The sequence below is a fragment of the Sphingomonas sp. PvP056 genome (genome assembly GCF_040549155.1).
In the GTDB taxonomy this organism is placed as follows: Bacteria; Pseudomonadota; Alphaproteobacteria; order Sphingomonadales; family Sphingomonadaceae; genus Sphingomonas.
The window spans coordinates 517,269-537,157 of the sequence record NZ_JBEPST010000002.1 but is presented as its reverse complement, the minus strand read 5'-3'; the positions used below and the strand labels follow the sequence as shown (position 1 = coordinate 537,157).

Below are 19,889 nucleotides of genomic sequence, written 5' to 3'. Positions count from 1 at the left end.
TGTCTCTCTACCGCTTCCCCGGCGAAGGCCGGGGAAGCGGGTTGGGTCACTTCGTCGGCTTGTCCTTCACGTTCCGATCCAGGAACGTCAGGATCGTCCCCCACAGATGCTCGCTGATCCCCGGTCCGCCGACACGGTGCGTATAGCCCGGATAGAACATCATCTCGAACGGCGTCGCGGTCGACTGCATCCGCGCGGCGAACGCGGTCGAGTTGGTGAACACGACATTGTCGTCCGCCATGCCGTGGATCAGCAGCAGCGGATCCTTGATCGCGGGGGCCTTCCCCAAAGCATCCGAAGAAACATACGCCTGCTTGTCCGCGACCGGCGAGCCCATGTAGCGCTCGGTATAATGGGTGTCGTACAGATCCCATTGCGTCACCGGCGCACCCGACACGCCCGCGGCATAGACCCCCGGGTTCGCCTCGAGCATCTTGAGCGTCATGTACCCGCCGTACGACCACCCGTAGATCGCGACCTTGGCAGGGTCGACAAACGGCTGGCTCTTGATGAACTTTGCCCCCGCAAGCTGATCGGCGACCTCGACCGTCCCCATCGCGCGGTAGATATGATCCTCGAACGCCTTGCCGCGATTGTACGAACCGCGATTGTCGATCTGGAAATAGATATAGCCGTGCTGCACGAGATATTGCGGCAACGCCCCGCCCCAGCCGCGCGTGACCTGCTGCCCGGTGCCGGGGCCGCCGTAATGCTGGAAGAATACGGGGTATTTCTTGCCCGGCTCGAGCGGCGGGGTGATCATCTCATAATAAAGATCGGTCCCATCCTCGGCCTTGATCGTGCCGAACTTGGTCTGCTGATGCGCCGCCAGATAGGGGTAATAAGGATGCCCCGGCACGACCGCATTCTCGTTGATCCATGACAGCCGCTTGCCGCCAGCATCCGCCAGATACACCTGCGTCGGCTGCGTCGGGCTCGAGCGCGAGACGATCATCCGCGTCGCGGCTTCGTCCATCGTGCCGTTGTTCCACCAGCCCGCCTCGGTCAGCCGCGTGATCCGGTTCGGATGCGCGATGTCGACCGAATAGAGGTGCTGTTCGAGCACGCCGTCCTTGTTGCCGGTGAAGAACAGCCGGCCCTTGGCTTCGTCCACGCCGAGCAATGACTGGACGACCCAGTCGCCCTTGGTCAGCGCGGTCCACTTGCCGCTCGCGAAGCGGTAGAGGTGGCCGAAGCCGGTCCGCTCCGAGCGCCAGATCAGGCTCCCGTCCTTCATCGGGCGATAGGCGTCGGACAGGTTGAGCCAGCTGCGCGTGCCCGATTTCTCGGTGAACAGCACGGTGGCCTTGCCGGTCGCCGGATCGACGCGGAGCATATCGAGCGTCTTCTGGTCGCGGCTTTCGCGCTGCACCAGCAACGCGCTGCCATCGGGCGTCCAGTCGACGCGCGCGAGATAGATGTCGGGATTGCTGCCGAGATCTACCTTGACCTTCCCCGACCCGTCCGCCTTCATCACATACAAAGCGACCGCGACGTTGGGCGTCCCCGCGGCGGGATAGCGCTGGTCGTAGACCTTTGTCCCGTTCGCGCCGATCGCGGCGCGCGTGACGATTCCGACCGGGGCCTCGTCGAACCGCTCGACCGCGATGTGGCTGTCCTGCGGGGACCACCAGTATCCGGTGCGGCGGTCCATTTCCTCTTGGGCGACGAACTCTGCCTCGCCCCAATGCACCGTCCCGCCGCCATCGCTGCTGACGGCGCGCGCATCCCCGCCGCCGAGCGGCTGGACGAACAGATTCTGCCCGCGCACGAAGCTGACGAACCCGCCCTTGGGGCTGATCACGGGATTGAGCGCGCCATCGCCCGGCGCATTGGTCAGCCGCCGCGTGGCACCGTCGAGGCCGGCCAGATACAGGTCGCCGTCGATCGGCACGAGGATCGTCTTGCCGTCGGGGGCCCAGTCATAGGTCACGATGCCCTTCGACCCGGCGATGCGTGCGCGTTCGCGCTGCATTTTCTCGGCTTCGGACAGTTCCGCGCCCGAGCCGACCTTCTTGGAATCCACCAGCATCCGCTCCTGCCCGGTACGCGTGTCGCGCGCCCACAGGTCGAACCGCTCCTTCTCGTCGGCACGCGGACGCAGCGACGTCAGCAGCGTTCCGTCGGGCGACAGCTTGACGCCACGCGGCTGGACGCCCGACAGATCGGGGCTGCCGAACACGGCTTTCAGCGTCAATTGGGTGGGCGCAGGATCAGCAGCCATCGCAGGCACCGCAGCACAGGCGAGCATCACGCCCGCAAAAGCCCAACTCGCCCGCATCCCGCATCTCCACTCTCTCGATTGTGCTGGCCCGACCATGCCGGGCGTTGCGGGCTTATCGCGGTGCGCGGCGCTGGCGTAAAGCCCTGCGATCAGCCAGCTACAACAGCGTGGCGGGCGCCTTCCCGCCACGGCAGCATCCGCCGCTCGGCCAGCGAGCGCCACGCCCATTCGACCGGGGCGATCCGGAACCTGCGCACCCACAGGTTCGCCCCCACCAGCAAGGCGGCGTCAATCCCCACCGCGGTCAGCATCAGCCCGGTCCAGCTCATCGTGCCGTACAGCCCGAGCATGAACGGCGGATACAGCACCCACAGGCAGATCAGCGTCTGCGCGACATAGATCGACAGCGCGGTCCGCCCCGCGGCGACGAACGGGCGCAGCAGCCGCGCGCCGATCACCGTCGTCACCAGCAGGTTGATGAGACCCAGATGCCCGAGCGTCATCGCCAGCCGCGCGATCTCGCTCGTCGCCATGCTGAAGTCCGGTGACCCGTCGAACCGCGTTCCAGCATAGGCCTCGAACAGCCGCAACGGCACGCCCAGGGCATAGCTCCATAGCGTCAGCCCAACGTAGAAGCGCCGCGATCGCGCGCCCTGCAACACCCCCAGCCGGTACAGCCCCGCACCGATCAGCATCGTCGCGGCGGCCTCCCAGACGAACAGGGTCTCGAACCCCTGCCCCTCAGTATAGGTGAACGTCGCCCATTGCTGCGTCACCCAGGTCTTGAACGTCCCCGTCCGCGCAGTGTCTTCAGCCGCGATCCGCGCTTTAACCTCCGCCATCATCGTCGCGCGTGCCTTGGTTCGCGCGGCCTGGTTCGTCAGGATCGTCCTGTCGGTTTGTGTCAGCCCCTGTCCCGAACGCTGCCGCGCCTCGACACGCTGGACGTCAGCGGCGCTGGAAACGCTCGCGCTATAGGTCAGCGCGCCGCCGATCAGGAGGAACACCGCCATGCTAGACCCGAGAAACAGTAGCGCCCGCGGCCGCAATTCGCGGAACAGGAATGCGACCATCGCCGCCAACGCATAGGTGTGGAGGATATCGCCCGGCCACAGCAGTACGAAGACATGCACAAGCCCGAACAGCAACAGGATGATATTGCGGGTGAAATAACGCCGAAGCACGGCCGATTCCTCAGCCTCGGTGGCGAAACGGTCGGTCAGAATCACCATGCCCGCGCCGAACAGCATCTCGAGAAGCGCCCGCGCGGTCCCCATCGCGAGCACTTCGCGCAGCCACCAGACGACCTGATCGATCGCCGACCAGCCAAGATGCCGCACGTCGTCGAAGGATGCGTGGAGCGATTGCCCCATGTCGTTGATGTTCATGAACAGGATCCCGAGGATCGCGATCCCGCGCAGGATATCGAGCACCGCGATCCGCGGCGCGCCATCGGGTTCGACGGGGGTTGAGGCAACGTCGACCATGGCATTCCTGGAATAGCGGGCGTGTACCCCTAGCAGGCGCACCTTCCCCCTGCCAAGATCGCGCCGCTGCATGCCGGATGGCCAAGCCCGTGCGGGCTCCCTACGAGGAACAGATGACCTCAGCCGCTTCGTCCCCGCTTGCCGGTCAAACCCTTGTTAGAGGCGACCTTGAATGCCTGTCCCGTACGGCTGGCCCGCACCATCTCGTTGACTGCGATATCGATGACGCTGACCTGTCCGGTCTGAATTTGGCGCACTGGACGTTCGACCGTTGTACCGTTCGCCGCGGCGACTTTACCGGTGCGCGGCTGGAGGGCAGCGCCTGGACGTCGTGCCGCGGGGCGTTCGCGCGTTTTCTGCGCGCGGACTTGAGCGATGCGTGGTTCGAGGCCAGCGACTTCAACAATGCCGTATTCCGCAACGCAACGCTCTCCGGCGCACGCTTCGCCCGCAGCAAGCTGACCGGCGTTGACCTGTCGGACGCGAAGGCGTTCGATCTGCTGCTCGACGAAGTACTGCTGATCAACGCAAAGCTGCCCGGCTTCTCCTTTCGCAAACAGACGCTGCGCAAGATCGATTTCGGCCAGGCCGACCTGCGCAAGACCGACTTCCGCGCGACCGTCTTCGAGGATTGCAGCCTGCGCGACGCGGGCGTTGCGGGGTGCCGTTTCGACGGTGCCGATCTGCGCGGGGCGGATCTCGGCGGGATCGCGCTGGTCGACGCGCGCCAGTTCCGCGGGGCCACGATCTCGCGCGAACAGGCGGGACAGTTGCTTGGGGAATTGGGATCGCGGGTCTTATGACCGCTGCGCTTGGCGTCAGCTTGCGTTCACCCAAGCGCTATCAGTCTCGGTTTCCTCCTCGAAAGGGCATCGCATTGTTCACCCGGTTCCTCGCCGTCACGTTCATCGCAGCCGGCATCGCAGCCGCCATCGCGCCGATCGAAGCCCGCGCCGACGCGCTGCAAGGCAAGCTGCTCGCGTCGATCAAGGCCACCCGGCCGGACGGCTACAGCTTCCAGCGGACGCTGGTGATCGAGCGCAGCGGAGCACCGCGCAAGGTGTTCGTGGAACGCTACGATCCGCGCCGCCCGACCGCCGACCGGTGGTCGCTGGTGAGCGTCGACGGGCAGGCACCGAGCGCGAAGGACGTGGCGCAATCACGCAAGGCAAAGCGCGGACCGACGCCGTCTTATGCGGAGCTCGCCGAGTGGTTCGCCGCGCCCGCCACGCGCAGCGACACGACGCCGGGCTATGCCACCTACCATTTCGCCCGCCTGCCCGCAGGCGTGCTCAAGATCGGATCGCACGATGCTTCTCCCGACACGCAGGCTGAGGCGCTGGTCAATCTGAAGGGGACGACCCCCTATGTCGAACGGATCCGCTTCGTTTCGACCAAGGGCTTCCGGATGATGATGGTCGCCTCGATCCAAAGCCTCGACATCACCGGTCGCTACCGCCTGCTACCGAACGGCGCGCCGATCCCGGACGGGTCGGCGAGCGTCATGGCGGGGTCGCTGCTGGGCAAGAGCGGTCAGATGAAGACGTCAGTGACGTTCGACGCGGTCAAGCCGGTCGACTAGCATCGTCGGCGAAAAGCCAGGCTTCCGCTTCTGCTGCATCGGTAAAGACGCGCGCGCCGCGACCTGCGGATGCGCGTTCGAGCTGCATGCGCGCAAGCGTGGAGCCGGTCACGAACGCAAGACGCCGCGACCGGTGCGCAGGATTTGCGAGGAACTTGCCCCAGCGGCTGACGACGTCCTGGCTCTGGATGGACATCCCCGTAACGTCGGTGACCGTTAGAGGCCCACCCTTGCGTCCGCAGCCCATCCGCTGGTGAACCCGCAATAGCTCGGCTTCGAAGCGCTCGATATCGTCCACGCTGAAGAAACCGAACAGACGGATTCGAACAAACTCGCGTGCGACATCGGGGTCGATTGAAAATCCGGCGATGGTCACCGGGGCACCATGCGGCTGTAACGTCTACGACTCTGTTAACGCGCTGAAAATCGGTCTGAGGCTAGCGTAAGCCGCATACCACGCGTCAGTCGCTTACGATGCGTAGCGGGCACTTTCCACCATCATTCAACTGTCGTGCGACGGGCCCCTTTCTGCGTTGCCGCGCGTCGGTCCCGGCATGAACAGGCCGGAACGTCGCGACCTGGTGGAGAGCAGACGTTCCGACACGCCTATCGTTCTTCAACGCGGAAGCCGACGTAATTTGGGTAGAACGTGAATATGTATGTGCTGTGTTTGCCGCGACGGGTCCAGCACCGCTCTACGACGTTGCAGCGCTCGACTTTGAATAAAGGATTACTCCGAATACGATTGCGAAGGTCCGTGACGCATCGTTGTGGCAAGTGCAGAGCGGCCCGCATCACGTGACTGTAGCGATTCCAAGAGCCACCTGGCACCTCGACACTTAACTTCGAGCACTGGAAGCCGGGCACGCCCTCACTAACTGCGCCCCGGATCAGTTTCGGGCTCGCAGTCAATTCATGGCTAATGGCGACGACTGCGATCGTGAGGCCAAACACTGTCAACAACACAGCACTGCGAGGCTTAGACCACATAACGGAAACGGCATGCCTTAAAGACAGAACGTCCGCTAGTGGGCGACAGCGGCCATACGCGTTTGAGTTGACCCCCTACGTGCCCCCGTCCCGCGCCACTCCCAGCCCATCAAAAAGGGCGCGGGAACCGAAGTTTCCGCGCCCCCTTCGAGCCTGATCGAGACGCCGTCCGATTACTCGGCTGCGGCAGTGCCCTTTGCAGGACGCGTGTCGCGACGCTCTGCGATACGCGCCGACTTGCCGGTGCGGCCACGCAGATAGTACAGCTTCGCACGACGCACCGCGCCCTTGCGGACGACGACGATGCTGTCGATGTTCGGCGAATACAGCGGGAAGACGCGCTCCACGCCCTCACCGAACGAAATCTTTCGTACGGTGAAGTTGCTGCCCATGCCCTTGTTCGAACGCGCGATGCACACGCCTTCGTAGTTCTGGACGCGAGTGCGCTCGCCTTCGACAACCTTCACGCCGACCTTGAGCGTATCGCCAGGGCGGAATTCGGGGATCTGCTTGGTTTCGAGAAACTTGGCAATGTTCTCGGCTTCGATCGTCTGGATGAGATTCATCTCATGCGTCCTTCGTCTGTCGTCGCGCGCCAGAGGGCGGTTGGACCCGAGCACCCTCATGGCGCTCCCACAGATCCGGCCGCCGTAGCCGTGTATCGGTCTCGGCCATGTGCTTGCGCCATGCCGAAATCCTCGCATGATCCCCCGATCGCAACACTTCGGGGATCGTGCGCCCTTCCCATTCAAATGGTCGGGTGTACTGCGGATATTCGAGAAGACCGCTTTCGAAGCTCTCGTCATCACCGCTAGAAGCCGCGCCCATTACGCCGGGAAGCAGCCGAATGCAAGCGTCGAGCAGCACCAGCGCACCCATCTCGCCGCCCGACAGGATATAGTCGCCGATCGACACTTCCTCGATGCCCCGCGCTGCGAAGATGCGTTCGTCGAACCCCTCGAACCGGCCGCACAGCACGGTGACGCCGGGCCCTTGCGCAAGGTCGCGGACGCGCGCCTGGGCAAGCGGTCGCCCACGCGGCGTCATCGCGAGGATCGGCGCACCGGTCGCGACGCTGTCAATCGCCGCCGCCAGGACGTCCGCCTTGAGCACCATGCCCGCGCCGCCGCCTGCCGGGGTCTCATCGACGGTGCGATGCTTATCGGTGGCGAAGTCGCGGATGTTGCGCGCGTCGAGGCTCCATTTCCCCTCCCCCAGCGCGCGGCCAGCGAGCGAGATGCCGAGCGGGCCGGGGAACATCTCGGGGTAGAGGGTGAGGACGGTGGCAGCGAAAGTCATAGCGTCCAATTCTCTACGCGCAGATTGGGGATGTCGGCAAAGTCGCGTTCATTGTTGGTCACCAGGGTCAGATCGAGCGCACGCGCGTGGGCAGCGATCAGGCGATCGAAACTGCCGCGCCGGAAAGGCAATTCCGCATATTGACGCGCCGCCGCCGTGTCGAACGGAACTGGTGGGACGTCGCGAATGAAGGCTTCCAGAACCTTGAGCGGAGGCATCTTTCCGTTCCGGCTACCAAAGGCAATCTCGGCGAACGTAACGGAGGAAACCGCCAGATCGCCTTCGACACAATCGAGCACGCGAGCGCGAAGACGATCAGCCTTCGTTGCCAGCAACAGAATGCAGATATTCGTATCGAGAAGATAGATCACGCCGCCGATGGCCAGTCAGGGTCGTCCCACGGTCGAGGGCTGTGGTCGAATTCGCGATCGTCCGACGTAACGGGCGACAACCAGGGCAACGCCCCCATCCACCCATCCCCGGTGATCTTTCGCTGCGTGTTCGCAGGCTCGAAGGTGAACGTGCCGCGATCTTCTCGGACGATCATTTCTGTTCCTTCGATTGCACCGAGTCCCTTCGGCAGCCGCACTGCCAGCGAATTCCCTGATTTGAATACCTTGGAGCGAAATTCCTGTGGCATGCCAATCTCCGTATATACAAGATGTATATACGGCCCGACAGATCGTCAAGGAACGATGCGACCGTGCAGACGTATCGCAGCCATGGACGACTGCATCATCATCGGCGCCGGCCCCGCTGGCCTCACCGCGGCGATATACCTTGCGCGGTTCCATCTGAAGATCCGGCTGTTCGACTGCGGCAGCAGCCGTGCTGCGCTAATCCCGCGGACGCACAACCACGCGGGCTATCCCGGCGGGATCAAGGGGACCGACCTGCTCAGGCTAATGCTCGACCAGGCCGAGGAATTCGGCGCGGTGCGCGAAGCGGCCGAAGTGACAGAGGTCCGGCCGACCGGCGATGACTTCGAGGTCCACGTCGGCGACCGCGTGTTCCCAACGCGTGCTGTGCTGCTTGCGACCGGGGTCGTCAACATCCAGCCGGAGATGGACCGTACGGTGCATGACACGGCGCTTGCACGTGGGCTGATCCGCTACTGCCCGATCTGCGACGGCTACGAAGTGACTGACAAGCGCGTAGGGGTGATCGGCACTGGCGACCACGGGATGAAGGAAGCGCTGTTCCTGCGCGGCTATACGCGCGACGTGACCCTTATCGCACCCGGCGCGCATCACGAACTGGACGACACCTGCCTGGCCAAGCTCGACGATGCCGGAATCGGCCATCTCGACGGCCCTTGCTCCCCGATGCGGATCGAGGATGACCGGATGGTGGTGACGACCGCAAACGGCGATCTTGCGTTCGACAGCGTCTATCCCGCGCTTGGTTCGACGATCCGCTCTAAGCTGGCTGTAACGGCGGGTGCGCGTGCGACCGCGGAAGGGTGCCTCGAAGTCGACGACCACCAGCGTACCTCGATCCCCGGTCTATTCGCGGCAGGAGACGTGGTGAAGGGCCTCGACCAGATCAGCCACGCGATGGGGGAAGCCGGCGTCGCCGCAACCACGATCCGCAACCTTCTGGACGAACGGCGGCCGCTGCGACGGTAAATCCGGGCACAACGGGAACGAGACCAGCGATCAGCCCGGAAAATTTCGGTCCGGCATGATCGGCCTCAAGTCGCCCGCAACCATCGCGCGTCCCTTGCCCAGCGCCTTTGCATTGTAGAGCGACAGGTCGGCGCGGCGAAGGATATCACTCCGCGTGGTGATCCCGTCGTCGAGCAGGCACGCCCCCATCGTCGCCCGGACGGTGATCGTTCCGGCATCACCGCTGACTGACATCGACAAATCGTTAAGCAAGGTCGCCAGAAAGCCGCGGAGCCGTTCGATCGTTTCCTGAGCGGTGATCGCGAGCACGAACTCATCCCCGCCTAGACGCGCCGCGAAACCGATCTCCTGCGCGTGGCCGGCCAGCGTAGCCGCAGTCCGCTGCAACACGTCGTCCCCGGTATGATGCCCATAGGTGTCGTTGACCGACTTGAAATTGTCCAGATCGAGCAAGACGACCGCAAATCCACCCAACGCCCGTCGCTTGTCGACCTTATCGTTCAGATACTGGTTGAGTGCCGCACGGTTGGCGATCCCGGTCAGTTCGTCGACCAGCGCGCTACGCTCGAGCGCGCGCTCGATCTCGCGTTGCGCGGTAACGTCCTGACATACCCCGATCAAGCACCCCGCCTCCCCATCGCCCGGATCGATCTTGCCGACATTGCGGATACGACGGCGTTCGCCCCCATCGGTGACGATGTCGGTCTCGACCTCGAACGTCTTGCCCGTATCGATCGACCGATCGATGGCCTGCATCAGGATCATGCGGTCGTTGAAAGGATAGAAGGTGAGGAAGCGGTCCCACGGCGGACCTTGCGCGTCGGGATCGAGCCCGAACAGGCATCGTGCCTGCCGGCTCCATTCCATCGTTGCGCTCGCCAGGTCGAGTCGCCACGATCCCATCCCGGCCAGCGCCTCGACATCGTCGAAATGTCGCAGCCAGTTCGATTGCGGCATGACACGTTTCACGATTGCTAACCGTTTGATCGGACGACGCGTGGATGATGTGCGCAGCGAGCCAACCCTAACTTTTCGCGCTGCGGCCACGTTCTCACCCTTGTCCCGCACCGTCACGGCGTCCGGAATATCTGCATATCATAGAGGCGTGACGTGGAGTTTCGGCCTTTTGTACCGAACGGACAGACGGCTTTTAGGATGAGATTGGCGGAAAAGGTGCGCTTTTCTACCGTTTCTTGCCCTGGTGCCGAATGTTCGCGGGTCGCCCACGCCGCTTGAGCACGCGCCCGGCGGGTTTGCCGGACGGCTTGCCGCGGTCGTCGCGGACCGGTGCGGCACTTCGCCCTTCAACCATCTCGAACCGCAAAGCACCCGTCACCGGGTTGGCCTCGGCAAGCCGCAAGGGCAGCTTCTGGCCGCTGGCGTAGACCGTGCCGGTCTGATCGCCGGTCAGCGTGCGCGCGGCTTCATCGAAGCGGAAATATTCGCCGCCGATGTCGCGGACCGGCATCAGGCCGTCGCCGCCGATCCCCTCGACGGTCGCGAAGAAGCCGAAGTTGGTGACACCGGTAATCCGCGTCTCGAGCACTTCACCGACCTTCTCCGACAGGAATGCGGCAACGTAGCGATCGATCGTGTCGCGCTCCGCCTCCATCGCGCGGCGCTCGAACTGCGAGATCGATTGTCCGATGCGTTCCATGCCGGCGGTCTCGCCATCGGTCAGGCCACCCGGCCCGAGCTTATAGGCGGCAACGAGCGAGCGGTGGACAAGCAGATCGGCATAGCGCCGGATCGGCGAGGTAAAGTGCCCGTAGCTACCGAGCGCGAGTCCGAAATGGCCCATGTTGGCGGGGGAGTAATAGGCCTGCGTCTGGGTCCGCAACACCTGCTCCATGATCTGCGGGCGCATGTCGTCATCCACGAGCTTGGCGAGAATCTGGTTGAACGTACGCGGCTGGATGACCTGCCCCAGCGCGAACTCGATCCCGAAGGTCTTGAGATAGTCCTTGAGCGCGACGATCTTCTCGCGGCCCGGCTGTTCGTGGACGCGGTACATCACCGGGGCCTTCTTCGCCTCCAGCGCCTTGGCCGCCGCCACGTTGGCGGCGATCATGTAATCCTCGATCAGTTTGTGCGCATCGAGCCGTTCGCGCGGGGCGACCGACAGGATGCGCCCCATTTCGTCGAGCATGACGCGACGTTCGGGCAGGTCGAGATCGAGCGGTGCCCGTGCCTCGCGCGCCTTATTGAGCGCGCGCCAACAGTCCCAGAGGGGAAGCAGCGCGGCAAGGATGGGATCAAGCCCCTGACCTTCCGGCGAAGCGCCAGATCCACGTTCAAGCCCCTCCCCCTCGGGGGAGGGGTTGGGGTGGGGCAGTGCAGCAGACACACCGTCTGAAACAGGCACGGCCCCACCCCCAACCTGATGAGCATCCACCATCGCCTGCGCATCCTCATACGCCAGGTTCGCCGCAAGCCGCACCACCGCACGCGTGAAGCGCCACGACAGCAGCGTGCCGTTCTTGGCGATCCGCAAATGGCAAACCAACGCGGCACGATCCACACCTTCCTTGAGCGAACACATTTCCGCCGACAGGCTCTCGGGCAGCATCGGCACGACGCGATCGGGGAAATACACGCTGTTCCCGCGCCGCCGCGCCTCGCGGTCGAGCGAAGACCCCGGACGAACATAGAACGACACGTCGGCGATCGCGACGATCGCCTTCCAGCCGCCATCATTCGCAGGATCGTCGTCGGGCATCGCCCAAACCGCATCGTCATGGTCGCGCGCGTCGGCGGGGTCGATCGCGACGATCGGCAAGTGGCGCAAGTCCTCGCGGTCGTCGCCCAGCGGTTGCGCCGCAACGTGCACCGCCTCGTCGAGCGTTTCTGACGAGAAGACGTCGGGAATGCCAAGCTTGTGGATCGCGATCAGCGAGAAGCTGCGCGGCGCGAACGGATCGCCCAGCACCTGTGTGACCCGTACCGTAACCCGCGGCGGTCGCCCTGCGCGTTCCGCCAACACGAGGTCACCCGCCTGCGCGCCGCCCGCGTCCGACACGAGGAACTCGGAGCGTTCCTTCTTCTCGACGCCTTGCAGCCACATGCCGCCGGGCTCCTGCCGCAGTACGCCCAGCACGAGGTCTTCGCCGCGCGGCAGCACTTTCATCGGGAGCGCTATCCAGCCCTGCCCTGCTTCCTCGGTCCGCGCGAGAATGCGATCGCCGACACCCAGCGCCCCGTTCTTGCGATCGCGCACGCGCAGCTTCGGGGCCGGGGCCTCGGAATCCCAGCGTTCGGGCACGGCCCAGATGTTGCCGCCGTCATCGACATCCATGATGCGCAACACGGTCACCTTGGGAACGCCGCCCATCTTGTGAAACGCGCGGCCCGGGGCACTGTCGATGAGGCCCTCATCGGCCATATCCTTTAGCAACGCCTTCAACAGGATCTTGTCCTGAGCGGTCAGCCCGAAGGCGCGCGCAATCTCGCGTTTGCCGGCAGGCACATCCGACGTGGCGATGAAATCGAGGATCTGTTCACGGGTCGGCAGACCCTTGGGAGTGCTGGTGCTGATACGCTTTGGCATCGCACGACCATAGGGCAGCACGGGCGCGATGCCATCCATGAAAAAGCCGCCACCCGGGGCTTACGCCAGGCAGCGGCTTGAAGGTTGGCGGATTTCGGGCCGCCTGCCTGTCGCGTTACGCGATCAGAACTTGCCCCGCAGGGTCACGCCGTAGGTGCGTGGCTCGGCAAGGAATTGCGAGAAGAGCTGTCGACCGCCGGGATAGCGCGGATCGACATAGGGCGCGCTGGTCGTACCCGCCTGGAACGGCGAGTTGAACGCAACCTGCGCATAGTTCTTGTTGAAGATGTTCTGCCCCCAGAATTCGATCGCCCACCGCTCCTCGCGGCCACGCAGGCCGACGCGCGCGTTGAACAACGCAAAGCTGTCCTGCCCCTTCTGTGGGAACAGATCCGAACCCGTGTTATAATTGTCGCTCAGGCGGCTATCGATATAGAATAACGCCGACAGGCCGCTGTCGCCAAGCCGCGGGGTCCAGGCGACCGAACTGGTTACGACAATCTTGGGCGCGTTCGACAGCTGTTTGCCCGGCAGCACGCGGAGCGCGGGATCGAGCGGCGCACCGCTGCTGTTGCCGACCACGTTCTCGCGATATTGTGTCGATTGGTAGGTCCCGCCCAGATTGACGCGAAGATCGCGCATCGGGACCAGCGACGCCTCCAGCTCGACACCCTGCGACAGTACGCCGTAGCTTGTATCGCCGCTCGCACACCGCCCGGTCGTGGCGCTGAGATCGCGGTCCCCGCCGTTCAGGCTGGTGGTACAGCCGTTGACGTTCTGGACCAGGAAAACCGTGCCATTGAACGTATTGAGCTGGAAGTTGCTGAATTCCTGCCGGAACGCCGCCGCCGACAGAGTGAACGGGCCAGTCCCGTATTTCGCGCCGACTTCGTAGGACGTCACCGTCTCGGGGTCGAACTGAAGGTTGCCGACCAGCGCCTGCGCACCGCCAACCGCTGCGAAGGTGGTCGTCGGAGCGCCGTTGAACACCTGGATCGGATTCTTGAGCGCGGACCGATCGAGGTTGAACCCGCCCGCCTTATACCCGCGCGAATAGCTGCCGTAGAGCAGCATGTGGTCGAACGGACGCCACGACAGGATGCCCGTGCCGCTGAAGCGATCCTCGTGCCGCTTGCTGTTGATCGACACGCCATTCAGTTCGGCGGTCGAATTGCCCTGACACGACAGGCCGATGATCCCGCCCGCCACTGCCGACAGCGCAGCGTTGGTCAGGAACGGTGTCAGTGCGGCCTGATTGGCGACGCAAGCGGTGTTGTCGTTGCCGAAGGTCGCCGCGAACTTCTTGGTCTCGTTGGTGTAGCGCACGCCAAGCGTGACATCGAGCCGGTCGGTAAGGTGGATGATGTTGTGGGTGAAGGCCGCAAAATTGCGGCTGTTCTGGGTGTAGCGATCGAGCGTCGAACCCTTGTCATTGATCCCGTCGAGCCGGTCAAATGCGGCATAGATCAGCGGCGATGCGGCCCCGAACGCCGCTGGTCGCGCGCCAAGGCACGCAGGGGATGTCGGAGAATACAATGCCGCGAGGCCACCACCAGATACGATGCGGCAGGTCGCGAAACGGCCGTACTGGCTGCCGAACCGCAGATTGTCCGTCACGGTCAGATCTTCGTTCGCGAAATAGCCGCCGACCAGCCAGTCGAGCTTGTTGTCGAAAAGATTGCCCTGCAACCGCAATTCCTGCGTGAACGTCTTGAACTGCCGCAGCGAATTGCCGTCCGCCGCCCGGTACAGGATGTCGACCGTGCTGTAGTCGGTATCCGACCCCTGGTCGCTCTTATACTCGCGGTAAGCGGTGATCGAGGTCAGGTTAATCCCGCCGAGTGCCCAATCGATCTGGCCCGAAATACCCTTGTCGGTCGTGATCCCCGCAAAGCTCCGACCGCGGCTGACGCTGACATCCCGGCTGTATCCGGCATTGTTGATCCGGGACAATGGCTGGCCGAGATCGCGCAGCACATTGACGATGTTGTTGCCCGTCCCCTGCAACGGCGCGAGCGGGGTGGATGGGTTGTTGAGGTTGCCGACGAACGAATTGACCGAATTGTCGACATAGGTCGCGGCGCAGCATTTTTCGTCGCGATGCGTATAGTCGGCGATCAGCCGAAGCGAGAAATCTGCACTCGGCTGATACAGGATCTGCCCGCGAACGAAGTAACGGTCGCGGTTGTTGATGTCGGTGTCGTTGGTCGTGTCGCGGTAAAAGCCGTCGCGCTTGACGTACACTGCATCGACGCGTGCCGCGATCGTCTGCGTGAGCGGCACGTTGACCGCCCCGGCAAGGCGGTAGAAATCGTAATTGCCGTAGGTAGCTTCGCCGTTCCCGCTGAAGGTGAAGCTTGGCTTCTTCGAGAAGACGTTGATGACGCCGGCCGACGCATTGCGCCCGCCGAGCGTGCCCTGCGGGCCGCGCAGCACCTCGACCCGGTCAATTTCACCAAGCTCGTTGAGGCCGATGCCCGCGCGCGACCGATACACGCCGTCGATGAACACCGCGACCGAGCTTTCGAGGCCGGGGTTGTCGCCAACGGTACCGATACCGCGAATGCGCGGCGACCCATTGGCTTCCGATCCGGTCGACGACACCAGCAGCGACGGTGCGAGCTGGCTCAACTGGCGAATGTCGTTCGCGCCTGAATTGGCAAGCGATGCCGCCGACACCGCCGACACCGCTACCGGCACATTGGCGAGCAACTGTGCACGCCCCTGCGCGGTGACGATGATGTCCTGACCGGTGTCGTCCTGACTATCGTTGACTTGCGTGGTGGTGGATGCGGGCGCTGGCGTTCCCGCCGGTGGGGTCGCTTGCTGGGCGATCGACGGACTCGCCGTCCCGATCGCCAAGGCCGAAAGCGCACACGCCACCAAATACCGCGTATTGGGCATCTTTATCTCTCCCCGGATCGGAACGCTGATCGGCTCCGTACCCTATCCTCGAATGCTCCTAGAGAGGACCGTCGTCAAGCACCAGAAACTGCGTATTGACGCGACGTAACGTCAGTGTTGCAGAAAAGTCATAACGGGCGTTCTGTCCGTAACGGCCAGAACGAGTATTCTAAAATATCGATAAAGGATCTATCATCCAAACGGATGACGCACCGTCAATACCCGTTCAGTCGCGCAAACCGCTCGCGGTGGTACGCCGCATTGCCCCACATCGCTTCCAGCACGCGCGCGCGCTTGATGTAGAAGCCCGCATCATAATCGTCTGTCATGCCGATCCCGCCATGCAGCTGGATCATCTCGCGACTCATCAGGTTGAGCGTGTCGCTTGCGATTGCCTTGGCGAGGCTGACCGACTGGTCGAGGTCCGACCGCCCCGCGTCGATCGCCTCCAGCGCCCCTTCCACCGCCGAGCGCATCAGCTCCAGTTCGGTAAACAGCTTCGCCATGCGGTGTTGCAGCGCCTGGAACGTCGACAGTTGCTGCCCGAACTGGACACGCGTCTTGAGATAATCGTTGGTGGTGTGGAACGCCTGTTCCGCCATGCCGAGCATTTCTGCGCAGACGATTGCGGTGGCGCGATCGACGACCTGCGCCGTCAGCGTTGCATCCCCGAGTCGGATCGCGGGAGCCGCGTCGAACCGGACTTCGGCATGGCTGCGCGAATCCGCCATCGCGCGCGAGGCGCGGGTCACGCCTGTGTCGCCGGAAACGAGATAGAGCCCGTCCGCCGCAGCGACCACGAACAGCGTCGCGCCATCGCCCTCAGCGACGAACATTTTGGTCCCGGTCAGTGCGCCATCGACGACCTGCGTGGCGAGCCCGGTCGGCGCATGGACCGGCCCCTCGTCGACCGCGAGCGTCGCGACGACCTCACCGCTCGCGATCCGCGGCAGCCATTCTGCACGCGCCGCATCCGATCCGCCCATCACGATCGCGCTTGCCGCAGCCGCGCTCGCCGCCAGCGGCGAGGCCGCAAGGTTGCGCCCGAGCTGCTCCAACACCAACCCGAGCGACAGATAGCCGAAACCGGTGCCACCGAATGCTTCCGGAATGACAATGCCACCAAGCCCCATCTCGGCCAGCGTAGCCCAGGTCCCCGGGTCATACCCCTCGACCGGGGCGGCGGCGCGCATCTTGCGAAAGGCAGCGACCGGGGCTTCATTGTCGGCCCACTCGCGCACCATGTCGCGCAGCATCGTCTGTTCATCGTTGAGTACGGCCATGTCGCTATCCCCGCTTTTGGTTGGGAGAAAACGGGGGAGAATGGCTTCAGCCATCCTTCACCCCGCCCCTCTCCGGCGCGCCGCGCGTCGCGGCCGCCTAACTGAAATTACTGGTGATCCAGCATCCCGAGGATGCGCTTGGAAATCACGTTGTTCTGGATCTCGGTCGAGCCGCCGTAGATCGACACCGCCTTGCCCCACAACCAGGTCCGGGTCTGCTCGAGCTCCGCGTCAGTGAAGCCGTCGCCCTCCCAGCCGAGCCCCGCCATCCCCATGATCTCGATCGACAATTCGGCGCGATCCTGGGTGATCCGCGCGCCGACGTTCTTCATGATCGAGGTGGCGGCGGACGGCCCCTGGTTCGACTTCGCCTCAAGCGCCGCACGCCGCAGCGTCAGCGCGAAGGCGCGCGCGTCCATCTCGTGGCGGACGATCCGCATCCGCAGGTCGCTATCGTTGACCCGGCCCTGTTCGTCGGTGCCGCGATAATCCTTGGCGAGCGCGTTGACCGGCTTGCCCGCGAACAGCCGCGAGGCGGACCCGCCACCCGACAGGCTTGAGCGCTCATGCTGCAACAGCCGCGTACCGATTTCCCAGCCCTGCCCCTCACGTCCGACGAGATTGCCCTTGGGCACCTTCACGTCGGTGAAGAAGGTCTCGCAGAACGGCGACTGGCCGGAGATCATCCGGATCGGCTTCACGTCGACACCTTCGGCGGTCATGTCGAGCAACAGGAAGCTGATCCCGCCGTGCTTCTGCGATTTGTCGGTACGAACGAGCGCGAAGCATTTGTCCGCCCACTGGCCGCCGCTGGTCCAGGTCTTCTGCCCGTTGACGAGGTAATGGTCGCCCTTGTCCTCGGCATAGGTCTGGACGTTGGCGAGATCGGAGCCGGCATTGGGTTCGCTATACCCCTGGCACCAGCGCACCTCGCCCTTGGCGATCGCGGGGATATGTTCGCGCTTCTGTTCCTCGGTGCCATATTCGAGCAGCGTCGGGCCGAACATCATCACGCCCATCCCGCCGATCGGGTTCCATGCGCCGATCCGCGCCATTTCTTCCTGCAGCACGCGGATCTGCGCCTTGTCGAGCCCGCCCCCTCCATAGGCCGCGGGCCATCCGGGGACGCCCCAGCCCTTCTCGCCCATCGCCTTTTGCCACGCGATTTCGTCGGCGGACGGGTCGCTCGGCCCCTCGAGAGCGGACATCGCATTGTCCTTGCCCTTGAGCACGGGCGGAAAATTCTCCGCAAGCCACGCCCGCGCCTCTTCGCGGAAGGCGTCGAGCGCAGTCGCTGGAGTGTCGAGTTCGGGCGCGGTTGCCATGAAACCTGTCCTTGGTTGCGAAAACTGAAGATCGGGTATGGCGGCGCGATGCCATAGATCGGGTCGGATTGGAAGTGCAAAGACGGTGTGAGCGGGGCGCCCGCTGGCTTCCCTGACGGATCGCGCTGCGGCCCGACCACACCCACCCCCGCCCCCGTTCGTGCTGAGCGAAGTCGAAGCCTTTGCTCCCCACCGAGCATCGCTAACTGAACAAGCAGCCCTTCGACTTCGCTCAGGGCGAACGGAGATGTTGTGCGGTTTCAAAATGGCGCGGCAACGTCCCGCCCCACGCGACGAAAACGGGTCGCGCTAAAGCGATTTTTGCGTAAACTCTCCGTCCCGGGGGGGGACCGTCCAATGCCAGCTAGCAGTCGCGCCATGCCGATCGTTCTCGCCGCCGTGCTGATCGACACGATCGGCTTCGGCATCGTCATGCCGGTGTTTCCCACGCTGCTTCGACACCTCGGCCACATCGACCTGGAAGCCGCGACGCGTGTTGCGGGCTATATGCTCGTCGCCTTCGCACTGGCGCAATTCGTCGCAGGGCCGGTGCTCGGCAACCTCAGCGACCGCTTCGGGCGTCGCCCGGTGCTCATCGCGTCGATGCTCGCTTTCGGGGTGGATTACGCGCTGATGGCGGTCGCACCGACGCTTGCATGGCTGTTCCTCGGGCGCACCGTCGCCGGGATTGCGGGGGCGATCTATAGCCCCGCAAGTTCGGTGATCGCCGACGTCACCCCGCCCGAGCGCCGCAGCGCCGCCTTCGGCTATATCAGCGCAGCCTTCGGGATCGGCTTCGTCATCGGCCCTGCGATCGGCGGACTGCTGGCAGGGTTCGGCCCGCGCGCCCCGTTCATCGCCGCGGCGGTGCTCGCGCTTGGCAATGCCGCGGTGATGGCGGTCGCGATGCCCGAAACCCATGCGCGCGAGAACCGCCGCGCCTTCCGCTGGCGCGACGCGCATATCGTCGGCGCGTTCAAGCCGTTGTTCGCCATGCGCATCGCGGTACCGCTGCTCGTTACATGCTTCGTCTACCAACTCTCGCACATGATCTATCCCGCGACATGGGCGTTCTGGGCGACGGTTCGCTTCGACTGGAGCCCGAGCGCGATCGGGTGGAGCCTGGCTTACATCGGGCTGATCATGGCGTTGGTGCAGGGCCTGGTCGTCGGCCCGGTGATCGCGCGGATCGGCGACCGGCGCGCGCTGGTGATCGGGCTCGCGGCAGATGCGGCGGGGTTTCTCGCCTTCGCCTTCATCGGCGCAGGGTGGCAGGCCTATGCGATCATGCCGATCGCCGCGCTGTCCGGCTTCGTCGGTCCTGCCGTCAACGGCCTGCTGTCGCGGATGGTCGGCCCCGATCGACAAGGCGCGTTGCAGGGCGGGATGGGGAGCCTTGGCAGCATTGCCTCGATCATCAGCCCGCTGTTGATGACCCAGGCCCTCGCCGCCGGAGTCAGCCAGGGCTTCGTCGGTGGTGCGTTCCTGCTCGCCGCCGCGCTGGCGCTCACTGCGCTCGTCATCGTCCTGTGGAAAGTGCTCGACCGTTTCCCGACTGCGGCGAGCGCGATTGCGGAGGTGTGACCGCTTCCCCATCTCCCGGGCAACATCATCAGGAGC

General features: G+C 64.3%; 16 protein-coding genes. 4 read left to right on the top strand and 12 right to left on the bottom strand.

Annotation, left to right across the window (positions count from 1 at the left end; all coding sequences use genetic code 11):
• Window positions 1-46: 46 nt before the first annotated feature.
• A complete protein-coding gene (locus tag ABIC17_RS06790) occupies window positions 47-2,281 on the bottom strand; it encodes a S9 family peptidase (protein WP_354280292.1) in 2,235 nt (744 codons plus the stop codon).
• Window positions 2,282-2,373: 92 nt separating this feature from the next.
• Complete coding sequence (locus tag ABIC17_RS06785) at window positions 2,374-3,711, bottom strand: DUF418 domain-containing protein (protein WP_354280290.1); 1,338 nt, start codon at window positions 3,709-3,711, stop codon at window positions 2,374-2,376.
• A gap of 113 nt (window positions 3,712-3,824) precedes the next feature.
• Here ABIC17_RS06785 and ABIC17_RS06780 point away from each other — a divergent pair, with 113 nt between their 5' ends.
• Both ABIC17_RS06780 and ABIC17_RS06775 read left to right on the top strand, forming a co-directional pair.
• Entirely contained in the window at window positions 3,825-4,514 is a 690-nt protein-coding gene (locus tag ABIC17_RS06780; RefSeq protein ID WP_354280288.1) for a pentapeptide repeat-containing protein, read from the top strand.
• A gap of 74 nt (window positions 4,515-4,588) precedes the next feature.
• Entirely contained in the window at window positions 4,589-5,293 is a 705-nt protein-coding gene (locus tag ABIC17_RS06775; protein WP_354280286.1) for a hypothetical protein, read from the top strand.
• Here the strand turns inward: ABIC17_RS06775 and ABIC17_RS06770 are convergent.
• The 5 genes from ABIC17_RS06770 to ABIC17_RS06750 form a co-directional block, all read right to left on the bottom strand.
• On the bottom strand, window positions 5,277-5,669 hold the full coding sequence (locus tag ABIC17_RS06770) for a SpoIIAA family protein (protein ID WP_354280284.1): 393 nt from the start codon (window positions 5,667-5,669) through the stop codon (window positions 5,277-5,279). The two genes, ABIC17_RS06775 and ABIC17_RS06770, sit on opposite strands and share 17 nt — an antisense overlap.
• Before the next feature lie 787 nt (window positions 5,670-6,456).
• A complete protein-coding gene (gene rplS, locus ABIC17_RS06765) occupies window positions 6,457-6,849 on the bottom strand; it encodes a 50S ribosomal protein L19 (RefSeq protein ID WP_010164172.1) in 393 nt (130 codons plus the stop codon).
• Between the two features lies 1 nt (window position 6,850).
• Complete coding sequence (gene trmD, locus ABIC17_RS06760; protein WP_354280282.1) at window positions 6,851-7,582, bottom strand: tRNA (guanosine(37)-N1)-methyltransferase TrmD; 732 nt, start codon at window positions 7,580-7,582, stop codon at window positions 6,851-6,853.
• The gene (locus tag ABIC17_RS06755) at window positions 7,579-7,953 is read right to left on the bottom strand and encodes a type II toxin-antitoxin system VapC family toxin (RefSeq protein ID WP_354280280.1); all 375 of its coding nucleotides are present in this window, start codon (window positions 7,951-7,953) and stop codon (window positions 7,579-7,581) included. The genes trmD and ABIC17_RS06755 overlap by 4 nt, the downstream gene beginning before the upstream one ends.
• Window positions 7,950-8,222 (bottom strand): AbrB/MazE/SpoVT family DNA-binding domain-containing protein, encoded by a 273-nt coding sequence (locus tag ABIC17_RS06750; protein WP_354280278.1) that lies wholly within the window; start codon window positions 8,220-8,222, stop codon window positions 7,950-7,952. Before ABIC17_RS06750 ends, ABIC17_RS06755 begins: the two co-directional genes overlap by 4 nt.
• Window positions 8,223-8,304: 82 nt before the next feature.
• On the opposite strand from ABIC17_RS06750, the gene ABIC17_RS06745 reads away from it, so the two are divergent.
• The gene (locus ABIC17_RS06745; RefSeq protein ID WP_354280276.1) at window positions 8,305-9,210 is read left to right on the top strand and encodes an NAD(P)/FAD-dependent oxidoreductase; all 906 of its coding nucleotides are present in this window, start codon (window positions 8,305-8,307) and stop codon (window positions 9,208-9,210) included.
• 30 nt (window positions 9,211-9,240) lie between these two features.
• Here ABIC17_RS06745 and ABIC17_RS06740 read toward each other — a convergent pair whose 3' ends face one another.
• The 5 genes from ABIC17_RS06740 to ABIC17_RS06720 all read right to left on the bottom strand — a co-directional run bounded on the left by ABIC17_RS06740 (window position 9,241) and on the right by ABIC17_RS06720 (window position 18,269).
• Window positions 9,241-10,179 carry a sensor domain-containing diguanylate cyclase gene (locus ABIC17_RS06740; protein ID WP_354280274.1) on the bottom strand — a complete coding sequence of 313 codons (939 nt, stop codon included), beginning with the start codon at window positions 10,177-10,179 and terminating at the stop codon, window positions 9,241-9,243.
• Window positions 10,180-10,393: 214 nt separating this feature from the next.
• A complete protein-coding gene (locus tag ABIC17_RS06735) occupies window positions 10,394-12,757 on the bottom strand; it encodes a ribonuclease R family protein (protein ID WP_354280602.1) in 2,364 nt (787 codons plus the stop codon).
• Between the two features lie 123 nt (window positions 12,758-12,880).
• Window positions 12,881-15,661 carry a TonB-dependent receptor gene (locus tag ABIC17_RS06730; protein ID WP_354280273.1) on the bottom strand — a complete coding sequence of 927 codons (2,781 nt, stop codon included), beginning with the start codon at window positions 15,659-15,661 and terminating at the stop codon, window positions 12,881-12,883.
• 215 nt (window positions 15,662-15,876) lie between these two features.
• Entirely contained in the window at window positions 15,877-16,944 is a 1,068-nt protein-coding gene (locus ABIC17_RS06725) for an acyl-CoA dehydrogenase family protein (protein WP_354280271.1), read from the bottom strand.
• Between the two features lie 107 nt (window positions 16,945-17,051).
• Window positions 17,052-18,269 carry an acyl-CoA dehydrogenase family protein gene (locus tag ABIC17_RS06720; RefSeq protein WP_354280269.1) on the bottom strand — a complete coding sequence of 406 codons (1,218 nt, stop codon included), beginning with the start codon at window positions 18,267-18,269 and terminating at the stop codon, window positions 17,052-17,054.
• A 357-nt stretch (window positions 18,270-18,626) separates the two neighbouring features.
• On the opposite strand from ABIC17_RS06720, the gene ABIC17_RS06715 reads away from it, so the two are divergent.
• Complete coding sequence (locus ABIC17_RS06715) at window positions 18,627-19,853, top strand: TCR/Tet family MFS transporter (protein WP_354280267.1); 1,227 nt, start codon at window positions 18,627-18,629, stop codon at window positions 19,851-19,853.
• The last annotated feature ends 36 nt before the right edge of the window (window positions 19,854-19,889 follow it).